8 protein-coding genes are annotated in these 9389 nt (G+C 53.5%); 1 reads left to right on the forward strand and 7 read right to left on the reverse strand.

Annotation, left to right across the window (positions count from 1 at the left end):
• Positions 1–6: 6 nt before the first annotated feature.
• Complete coding sequence (locus FYC48_RS18975; protein WP_149498368.1) at positions 7–1362, reverse strand: enolase C-terminal domain-like protein; 1356 nt, start codon at positions 1360–1362, stop codon at positions 7–9.
• Positions 1363–1651: 289 nt separating this feature from the next.
• Between FYC48_RS18975 and FYC48_RS18980 the strand changes: the two genes are divergently transcribed.
• Positions 1652–2326: an ABC transporter ATP-binding protein gene (locus FYC48_RS18980; protein WP_149498369.1), complete on the forward strand. Its 675-nt coding sequence runs from the start codon at positions 1652–1654 to the stop codon at positions 2324–2326.
• Between the two features lie 64 nt (positions 2327–2390).
• Here the strand turns inward: FYC48_RS18980 and FYC48_RS18985 are convergent, their stop codons facing one another.
• The 6 genes from FYC48_RS18985 to FYC48_RS19010 all read right to left on the reverse strand — a co-directional run bounded on the left by FYC48_RS18985 (position 2391) and on the right by FYC48_RS19010 (position 9172).
• Positions 2391–3272 (reverse strand): methyl-accepting chemotaxis protein, encoded by an 882-nt coding sequence (locus tag FYC48_RS18985; RefSeq protein WP_149498370.1) that lies wholly within the window; start codon positions 3270–3272, stop codon positions 2391–2393.
• A gap of 181 nt (positions 3273–3453) precedes the next feature.
• Positions 3454–3825, reverse strand: a complete 372-nt coding sequence (locus FYC48_RS18990; RefSeq protein ID WP_230776223.1) for a response regulator — start codon at positions 3823–3825, stop codon at positions 3454–3456.
• 69 nt (positions 3826–3894) lie between these two features.
• Entirely contained in the window at positions 3895–4494 is a 600-nt protein-coding gene (locus FYC48_RS18995; protein WP_149498372.1) for a chemotaxis protein CheX, read from the reverse strand.
• 6 nt (positions 4495–4500) lie between these two features.
• Positions 4501–6519 (reverse strand): ATP-binding protein, encoded by a 2019-nt coding sequence (locus FYC48_RS19000; RefSeq protein WP_149498373.1) that lies wholly within the window; start codon positions 6517–6519, stop codon positions 4501–4503.
• A gap of 9 nt (positions 6520–6528) precedes the next feature.
• The gene (locus tag FYC48_RS19005; RefSeq protein WP_160149621.1) at positions 6529–7062 is read right to left on the reverse strand and encodes a hypothetical protein; all 534 of its coding nucleotides are present in this window, start codon (positions 7060–7062) and stop codon (positions 6529–6531) included.
• Positions 7063–7462: 400 nt separating this feature from the next.
• Positions 7463–9172, reverse strand: coding sequence for a cation:proton antiporter domain-containing protein (locus FYC48_RS19010; RefSeq protein WP_149498375.1), 1710 nt, complete (start codon positions 9170–9172; stop codon positions 7463–7465).
• Positions 9173–9389 lie beyond the last annotated feature (217 nt).

The following is a 9389-nucleotide window of genomic DNA, read 5'->3' on the forward strand; positions in this document are numbered from 1 at the left end:
CGGCGTTCACTCGACCGCCCCCAAGCCTGGGCCATCAAGACAAGCCGTTTTCATCGATCCATTTTTCACGTCAAAGATCCCAGGAAAACGACTGTCCCAACCATGGTTGGCGACCGGGCAATATTGCCGTGAATTTGACTCGATCGCGGCGACCCCTGGGATGTGGGCGGCCAAACCGGCGGAATGAATTAACGATGCCCCGGGACACGTCAAATCTTGAACGCATAAAAACATGTTTAGTTTCTTTATTGCGACCGCCATCAACAGTGACTGGGATTGTCCCTTGCATGCCTTTAACGCGGCCCCGGTGTATCCCATTTCATGGGCCAACAGCAGCGTTTCCAAGTCGGTCAACGACTCATCAATGACCACTGGCTTTAGTTCAGCGGCCCGATGCATTTTGTTGTCCGGATGGGCTTTCAAATCCCGGGCGGTCGGCTGTTCAACGTATTGGATTCGGTCGAAACCGGCGGGCGACTTTTCTTTGATTCGCTCGAGGACTTCGATCAAATACTCCACGTTGGGACAGCGTTCGTTGAAATCAAGTGAATAAAACCATTGCTCGACGCCGCGTTTTACTTGGCATTCCGCCGCGATGCGGTCGACTTTGATCACACGTTCAAGATCCCACTGAACGTCATCGCCGTTCAGTTTAATTTTCATATGGGTCAAACCATTGTGGCCAATCCATTGAGGCAATGTGTCTGGTAAACCATCCCCGGTCGGCTGGTCGAGTTCGCCATCGTCCAGTGGATCGAGTGCCCCGACAAGATGGTAAAGCGGCATCGTTGGTTTCGGTGTCTCGCTGACAAAGTCACTGATCCAATCACCTTGATAGCCGTCGCCAAGGTAGTGGCTCACATCGTGACTCATCCAATCTGGACCATATGTCTTGTAGCAACTCAGCCCATGCAGTTTTCCGAATGCGTCATGAATCGCAGCATCGAAGGGACTGCCGGTTACGAGCGCGGCCAGCTTAGGGATTGGTTCGGCGAGTGCTAGCTCTGTCGACAGTGCCGTAGCCGCTGCGACGAACTGGTGTTCCAGCCGGACACCTAAGTCGACCGGATGGCCGAAATCGGAGAATTCCTTGACGATCGACTCGAAACGTTCGGCCAATTTCGTCATCGCACCAAGGGTTTGATCATACGAAAGTTGTTTCGACGGAAACGCCCAAATATTTGACAGTGGCATCGATCCGAACCCGCGTCCCGGATGACCTTCACGCGAGACAACGTCCAAATGCACGTTCAATATCGTTGCCTTGTCGACGGGAACGCCACCAAACTTCATCACCGTTCGGTAGTCGTAGTGCTCATAGTCAAGGCGAACGTCGGTGATTCGAATGTCCGTCGATTTCATGTGGGATCTTTGTCGTCGCTGGCAGGTTCGTAAACTGAGAAGGGGAAAGTTTACCGATCTGCCCTATTCGCCGTCACAATCTCCGGCAGTTCCTCGTCAAGAAAGCACAGATTTACGGCAATACCCGGCACAACAATGGGAGATCAATGCGTCCCGATGATGTTCACATGCCTGCCGAATCGTTCATCCAAGGGCGATGTACCAAGAGCGATGTACCCTAAGTAGTCGATTTCAATTCGCGATTCGGATAAGCTGAGCGTCACACGCAACCCCTATCCCACGACGGCTCATGACGCGTCTGCTAGTCGAACACTTACAAAAATCGTTCCCCGCCGCCGGAGAACCGCTCCATGTTTTACGAGACATTTGCATGGAGGTTTCCGGGGGGCAATCACTTGCCATCGTCGGCCCCAGTGGAAGCGGGAAAAGCACGCTGCTGCAAATCTTAGGGACACTCGATCGCCCCGACGGTGGAACGGTCAAAGTCGATGGCGAAGACCCTTTTCTGCTCGACCAGCAACAAGTTGCCCATTGGCGAAACCAAAAAGTCGGCTTTATCTTTCAAGACCATCATTTGTTGCCGCACCTGTCGGTGATGGAGAACGTCCTGATTCCGACTTTGGCCGGTGGACGCGCCAATGCCCCACTGATCGAAAGGGCGAAGGAGTTACTGCAAGCGGTTGGGTTATCCGATCGAGTGGGGCACTTGCCGGGAATGTTATCCGGCGGGGAGCGAGAACGAGTTGCCATCGCAAGGGCACTGCTGATGAGTCCTTCATTGATCTTGGCGGACGAGCCGACGGGTAACCTGGATCGGCGTACTGCCGAAGCCGTCACCGAGGTCCTGCAATCACTCCAGCGTGACAACAATGCGATTCTGATTTGCGTGACCCACAGCGAAACACTCGCCGCAGCGATGGATCAGCGACACGAACTGCTCGACGGAAAACTCGTTCGTTCTTGATCAGCCGTCGACTTAGTCGGCCATGGATTGTGTTCGCCAACTGGCGGATCGCTTGATCGACCGATCAGAATAGAATTACTTCGCCGGCTTCGACGTGCTCTTCCTCTTGGCCGTCGTTGCCGACTTCCTCGCTGACGTCGGCCAGGCAGGTGTCGGTCACTTCCCGTTTTTCAAATAAAGCCAGCAGCTTTTCGATGTCGTGTTCGGCGCGTTGCAAGCCTTGTGCGACAGGATCTTGGAACTGGAGGTAGGAAAGTGTGTCACGCGACGCCTGCAAGATTTCGTTGTTTCGTGATTCGGTTGTCTCCAAAACGCGACTCAGCAGCGTCGAGATTGACTGAGTCTCTTGTCTCACGTCAGTCATTTCTGCGCGGAACTCTTCGGAAAACTCAGAGAGGGATTCGGCGATCGCGACGGTTTCATTTTCCAGTTTCGGCATCCCTTCAACGAATTCGGCTACCGATTCGGCGATCGTTTGGTTGGCCTCTTCGACACACTCGCTGAACGACTTCATCTCCTCGCCAAGGACGGCGAACGCACGACCGTGTTCGCCCCCAAGCCGACTCGCTTCGATTTGAACGTTAAACGCCAAGACCTGGCTTTTTTTCATCAGGTGCGCGGTTTGTTTCGCGGCATCATGAATTCGTCGCGATGTTTTGTTCGCCATCCTGACCAACTCAAGCTGTTTAGAGAAACAATCCTCGACGCGGGTGACAAGCGCTTCGATCATCTCTGATTGATGTTCGATCGCTTCGGAGATCGTGCGACGCTGCGGTTCGGTAGATCCGTCGCTTGAAGTTCCCTTGTCAGCTTCATCGGATTGGTCGGCCCGAACAAAGCGAGCCAGCGAAGAACGCAGCTCATCGTTACCAGAGGTCGCCGTTTCGACGATTGCGATGACGAGTTCCCCGATTTTCAGCGCAGCTTCTTCGGTCGTCGTACGCATCTTTTGCATATCTTTGACGATACGCGACGTGACTTTACGACAGAAGGCGACTTGCCCAAAGGTTGCGGTTAGTTTTTGGAAACCGAACATGTTCTACCTTGTTCGAATTTCGTATCGAGGCAAGCGAATCGATCGTTTATCGGGGGCAACTTGCGAGACCTTGCTTTTGACACGATGGAGCTCAGTTGGTGTTCGTCAGCTTTTTCACTGCCGCGACCAACATGTCGGCTTTAAATGGTTTGACGATCCATCCGCAGGCGCCGGCTGCCTTCGCTTTCGCGATCAGATCCTTCGCACCTTCGGTGGTCAGCATGATGATCGGTAGGCCGGCATACTTAACGTCTTTCTTTACCTCGGCCACCATCTCGATGCCGTTCTTGTTCGGCATGTTGACATCACAGACGACGCAGTCCACGTCGCCCGATTTGATTTTGGCGACACCATCGACGCCGTCGACGGCCTCGCTAACATCAAGTCCGGCTTGAGAGAGTGCGGCGCACACTTGTTGGCGAACGGTCGCCGAATCATCAACAACTAGGACGTTTGTACTCATGGCGTCTGGAATGGGTGGTAGGGAAAATGTGTAACGTCTAACTCTGGCTTATTCTGAGCAACGCGAAGTCTAGAAAAGATGCAGACTTCCCTCATCGGCCGATTCAAGTTCTGGGTGGTATTCCCACTGAACATCAGGTTCGATATTGACGTGCAGCAACACGACGACGGGACCTTCTTTCAAATCAACCATCTGAATCGTCTGGCCTTGAAATCCCGTCATGAATCCAAGTTGCAAGCCGCGTACGGACACGGGAAGTCCCATTTGGCAGTGGATTTGGTATTCCGAAAGATTGTTCTTAAAACGCCCCGCTAACTGATTGGTTAACTCACCAATCCAATCGGTCGGGTTTTCCGGCATTCCTTGGCAAAGCGAAGAAACCGTTTCGACGTGTGCGAGCAAGCCGATCGAGCATCGGAAATCGCTACCACAGATGCCAATCGACGACGTGACCATTTCGCGAGCTGAATTCAGGTCACAGCAGTCTCGACACAACAAGTCCGCCGATGCGTCGCAGCCTTCGGCCGTCGTGATGACGTTGGAGCTGGAGTAAAACCGGAACAATTCGACGAGAGAGGAATGAAACTCGTCACCGATAATCTCCGTCGCAAACCGTTTCAGAGATTCTTGTTGTGAAGCGAGTGTTTGAGTTTGTTCTATTTCAAGCATCGATAGTCAAGAGGTTATCGCAGATAAGTCGGCATCGATCCCGTACGATGTCAGAAGCCGATAGGTGTCCGGGGCCATGACATCGATTGGAAACTCGAAACGGTATTGAGTGCCTCGTCCGAGGCGGCTTTCGATTTTGATCGTTCCCCCCAGTTTTTCCGTGGCTTGTCGAAGTGCTCCTAGTCCGATCCCCCGTCCACTGACCAAACTGACCGACTCGGCAGTGCTCAGTCCGTTCGCAAATAATGCATTGGTAAGGTCTTGTTCGGTTTCATGCGGCAGTCCTCTCTCGGCAGCCAGCGAAGCGACGTGATTCCAATTGATCCCGCGTCCGTCGTCAGCGACCGTGACGATAAAGCGGTCATCCTGGACATCGGTGGACAGTGTCAGTTTTCCGCAGTCTGGTTTCCCTTCCAGTCGTCGGTCCTCGATCGATTCAATCCCGTGGTCGACGGCATTGCGAACCGCGTGAATCAAGGATGACCAGAACGGACTCCAATGACTCGCCTCGGTTCGAAGGTTTCCTGAACGAATCGAAACCACGATCGCTTCTTTCCCCATTTGTGTCGCAATTCGTTTGGCTTGGTGCGAAACCCGTTGCAATCTCGACTCTGTCGGTTCTAGTTTCCAGGCCGCGACCAGAGGTGCGAGCGACTCCATCGGTTCGCGATTGAGCAGTCCTAAAAGTAGTTGTTTATATTGGGAATCGGTGACGCGAAATTCGTGATCGGTGTCGCTGATCAGTCGGCGGAGGTTCCCGCGGACGTGGGCCCAGCAACTGAAAAGTTCCGTCCATACCGTTCCTTCGGGAATGCCGTCTTCTTCTGCGATCGCTGTTTCGACCGCGTGGCATACATCGGCCAAACGGTCCAACCCGAATATCGCGGCGTTTCCCTTTAGCGTATGAACCTGTCGCTTGACGGACTCAAGCTCTTCCCGCTCGTCACAACGCAGGGAGTCGATCAACTCTGATGCTTCATGGAAGAATTCCAAGAAGCCAGTTCGATCTTTGGTAATCCCCTCGAGCATCCGGATCATTTCGCGGCTGTCAGCTTCCAGTTTTTTGCGTTCAACTTCCGCCGTGATATCTGAGACAACGATTGTCAAATGAGATAAGTCGCAGTCTTCGACCGGGTGGTATTTCAGCGCGAACGTTTGTCCCTGGATGACAATGTGGTCGGGCAGTTGGTCCAACGTCACTTCGACGGGCATGATTCCTTCGAAAACTTCGTCGAGACCAAACTGTAGCCATTCGGCCGCCTTGACGTCATAGCGGGCGATGACATCCGCGATCGTGTCGCCGTGCTTGATCGGACCAAACATCATTTCGACCGCTGACGAACGCTCGTCCTGGATAACCCCTTGACGGTTGATTGTCATAAATCCTTGATCAACCGAGTTAAGAATCATACGCATGTCACGATGACGCGATTCCAGCTCACTTGTTCGCAACGCCACGATCTTTTCCAGGCCGATGACGTTGTCGAAAAAACTACGCGCGATAAAGATTGCCGCAACGGATTCCAGCACCACAAACGCCGCGTGTACGCCGACCACCCAAATTGGCGCGTCGTAGTTAAAGACGCTCGCGGGCAGCAAAAACCAAAGCAACAGGTGATGGAGTGCCGCCGTCACTGCCGCGGCAACGATTACCATTGGATTCGCGAAAACGGCTAGCAATGCGAGCAATACAAAAAAGTAAAAGTGCATCTCGATCTGTACCGGTCCTTGGCCGAGATGGACGAGCACGCCTCCCATAAACATTGAGGCGACGCCAATCACCACCGAAATCGCTCGTTTGGACCTCATGGTCAGACGTGCGATCACCGGACCGATGACAACCGCACCGGTCAATAAAGCAGCCTCGATGGGACCGGTGTCGTTGAAGTACGCGATCGCGACAAAGACAGGGAGATGCAGCGCAAAGACGATCGTAAAGATCCGATTCATCTTAGCGAGATATGACTGCTCGAAATCAGAGACCGACTGGGGCAGGACGATGTAGCGGAGTGCCGATGCAAACATGGGGATTAATTAGTTCGATTGGTATTTCAACTGCAGTGGATCAACCAACTGTTGCAAGTCTTTAGAAACTGCGCATCCGAAGACCGGAAGGGATTCGACACTCTCGCCGTCGATCAATGCCTTGATGATCGTTTCATCTTGAAATGCGGGGCCTTGCTTGCGCGAGGTATAGCCACCGGAGTAAATCAGGTTCGATTCAGAATCGAAGACCATCATCAACGGGCTCGACTGGAGACCGAAGCGAGACTGAAGTTCTTCGCGGGTGACCGATTCGACGGCGTAGCCTTGACTTCGTGCCAACACTTGGAGTTCTTGGTCCTCGCCTACCAAGAGCAATTTTTCGATGGCATCGGGTAAAGGTTCGCGTCGAATAAGATGCCGTACAACCCGTCGGGAGCATGGGCATTCCAAGTAGTTCACATGGACTACCCGAAGTCGACGATCATCGGAAGAGACATGGGCCAGCAGTGAAGGTGAAATCGAACTCCCCGGTTCTGGCTTGGGAAGCGTAATCCAGTGGGCGACCATCAAGGCAGATGTCACGATACTTAAGCTAGTCGCCCAAGCGGTAATCGAGATCCATCCACCGTACAATCGACATCGATCAAACCAGTTCGTCGTTTTCGTTAGAGCACTCGAATGGGGCATCGATCAAGGATTTCCAACCAGTCTACGCACCAAGGTGCAGGTCCAGAGATTCGTCAGGTGTCGCAACACCAACCATCATTCCGATGGTCTGTATTGGGCAGGGGCAACTGTCCACTGTGTAGATATGGGACGCTATTGCGCGCCGGGTTGCGGGAATGACGAGAATCCCTTGCAACTACACGAAGATCATTCGAGGGGTTTCCCTCTTTGATCGGCTGGTGCGTTCGGATCGTGGCCAATGCCGCGCCATCACTCACGTTCGTGGGAATCCACGGGAGACAGGGCGATCGAATCGCTAGCCACGACGCCGAAACTTTTTGCCGGACTTTGGCTTCTTGCGTCGACTGGTGATCAGGGCGTGCATGACGTCGCTACGACGTACCACGCCTACGAGTGAATGGGGGCTGTTGCGGTCAACCACGGGGATGCAGTCGTCCGTTTCCCCTTGGAACAATTCGAAAGCCTTCGTCGCAGGGTCGTCCAAGTGCAGACACGATTGCAGGTCGCTAACCAAATCTTCGGCCCGCACCAGTTTTGCGGCGCTATGGTCAAACAGAACGTCACTTAGTAGCGGATACCGAATCACCCCCACAACACTCATTGAATCATCGACGACCGGGTAAGTGTTGTCGTGACTGTGTTCGATGTGGTCGACAACTTGGTCAAAGTCTGCCGATTGGTGAATGCCTTTGGTCTTGCGAAGTAAATCGCTAACCTTGACCTTCCCGATCGCTGACGGTGTGGGGTCGCTACGGCGTAGGGCCGATCGAAATCGGTCAACCAGATTGCGCAGTTGTTCGACCGGCGTGCGGCTTGTGTGGTGGATCGCTTGGGCAAGAGGGACTTCACCGGTTTGAAGCAATGACTTGCGAATAAACAACGGTCCGATAATTTCGAACAGGACCACCGAACCGAGGATGATGTCCTGAATCGGTTTTCCAAGAGACTCATCACGATGCACCGCGATGGTCGCCAACGCGATCGCCGCTCCAGCTTGAGCGAACAGACACGCACCGCCCCATTGCCTAAGTTCACGTGGTTGTCGCGTAGCCTTGGCCGTCGCATAGACACCAAGCCATTTGCCGAGCATCCGACAAACGATGTAGACCGCCCCAAGCTTGCCCGCCGTCAAGAACGCGCCCAGATCCAGTTCGGTCCCGTGAGCAACGAAAAACAAGACCGCCAGCAATCCAGAGAGGTGGTCTAATTCATCGACAATTTTCTGTTTGTAATCCGATGTGTTGGCGACCGTCACGCCCATCATCAAGAACGAAAGCATGTAGGGGACTTCAAACGATTCGTCGATCCCAAGCAGAAACGTGATCGCCGCAACCAGCAGGACCAACCATCGCTTCATGTTTAAAAAGCCACAGCCGTAACTAACGAATAGACCCGCGGCAATGCCCAAGATGATCGATCCGAGGACATTCGAAAGCACGCTTAGTAATTCGCCGCCAAGCGATGTTTCGATCTTGCCCTGAGAATACTCGATCGCCAAGAACGCAAACTCAAAGAGTACGATGCAGGCAAAGTTATTGAGCGCGACCAAGAACCCCGTGCTTTCGGTCACCGGGCCTTCAGAGCGGAATTCTTTAAGTACCAGAATTGTCGTCGCAGGCGCGGTTGCGACTCCGAGGCATCCGAGCAAGAGAGCCATCTTGCTGTCGCAACCGAATAAAAATAGCCCGAGCGAAACGAGTACCAGGGTCAGCAGTATCTCTCCCGCTGAGATCATTAAACAGTGCTTTGCGACCCGGCGAACTTTTGAAAACGTAAATTCGCAGCCAAGGTTGAACAGCACCAACGCCATCGCGAGCTTGAGCAATGGTTCGACGACCGTCACGTGGTCGGTCGGAACCAAGTCGAGCGCAGATGGGCCGACCAAGAGCCCAACTAGCAGGTAAGCGGTTACCTTTGGCAGGTGCACAAGATCGGCAAATACGCCCGCCGCCAAGCAACCGGCCAGCAACAGCCCGATCGTACTGGTAATATGTATGTCTCCCATGATTGCAAAGTTTAGTTGAATTTCAACTTTTCAGGGGACAGGCGGCGGCGTCCGTCGCGTAGGGGAAGATTGAGATGTCAAATGATCCGTTTGTGCGTCTCATCCGGCCAGTGATCAAACCTGTGCGGCGTCAGGTGCGTGAATCAAGCACGGTAACGAGACGTGGACAGGAACGCGACGATGGCGCTTGCGTTGCCACCAAGCTTTGATCTTCGGG

The organism is Roseiconus lacunae, from assembly GCF_008312935.1.
Lineage (GTDB): Bacteria > Planctomycetota > Planctomycetia > Pirellulales > Pirellulaceae > Stieleria > Stieleria lacunae.

Excerpts from the sequence above, each read along its gene's own strand:
- FYC48_RS18975 (WP_149498368.1), bottom strand. The coding sequence starts at position 1,362 with ATGAAATCGACGGACATTCGAATCACCGACGTTCGCCTTGACTATGAG.
- FYC48_RS18990 (WP_230776223.1), bottom strand. The coding sequence starts at position 3,825 with ATGAGTACAAACGTCCTAGTTGTTGATGATTCGGCGACCGTTCGCCAA.
- FYC48_RS19000 (WP_149498373.1), bottom strand. The coding sequence starts at position 6,519 with ATGTTTGCATCGGCACTCCGCTACATCGTCCTGCCCCAGTCGGTCTCT.
- FYC48_RS19010 (WP_149498375.1), bottom strand. The coding sequence starts at position 9,172 with ATGGGAGACATACATATTACCAGTACGATCGGGCTGTTGCTGGCCGGT.
- FYC48_RS18985 (WP_149498370.1), bottom strand. The coding sequence starts at position 3,272 with ATGCGTACGACGACCGAAGAAGCTGCGCTGAAAATCGGGGAACTCGTC.
- FYC48_RS18995 (WP_149498372.1), bottom strand. The coding sequence starts at position 4,494 with ATGCTTGAAATAGAACAAACTCAAACACTCGCTTCACAACAAGAATCT.
- FYC48_RS18980 (WP_149498369.1), top strand. The coding sequence starts at position 1,652 with ATGACGCGTCTGCTAGTCGAACACTTACAAAAATCGTTCCCCGCCGCC.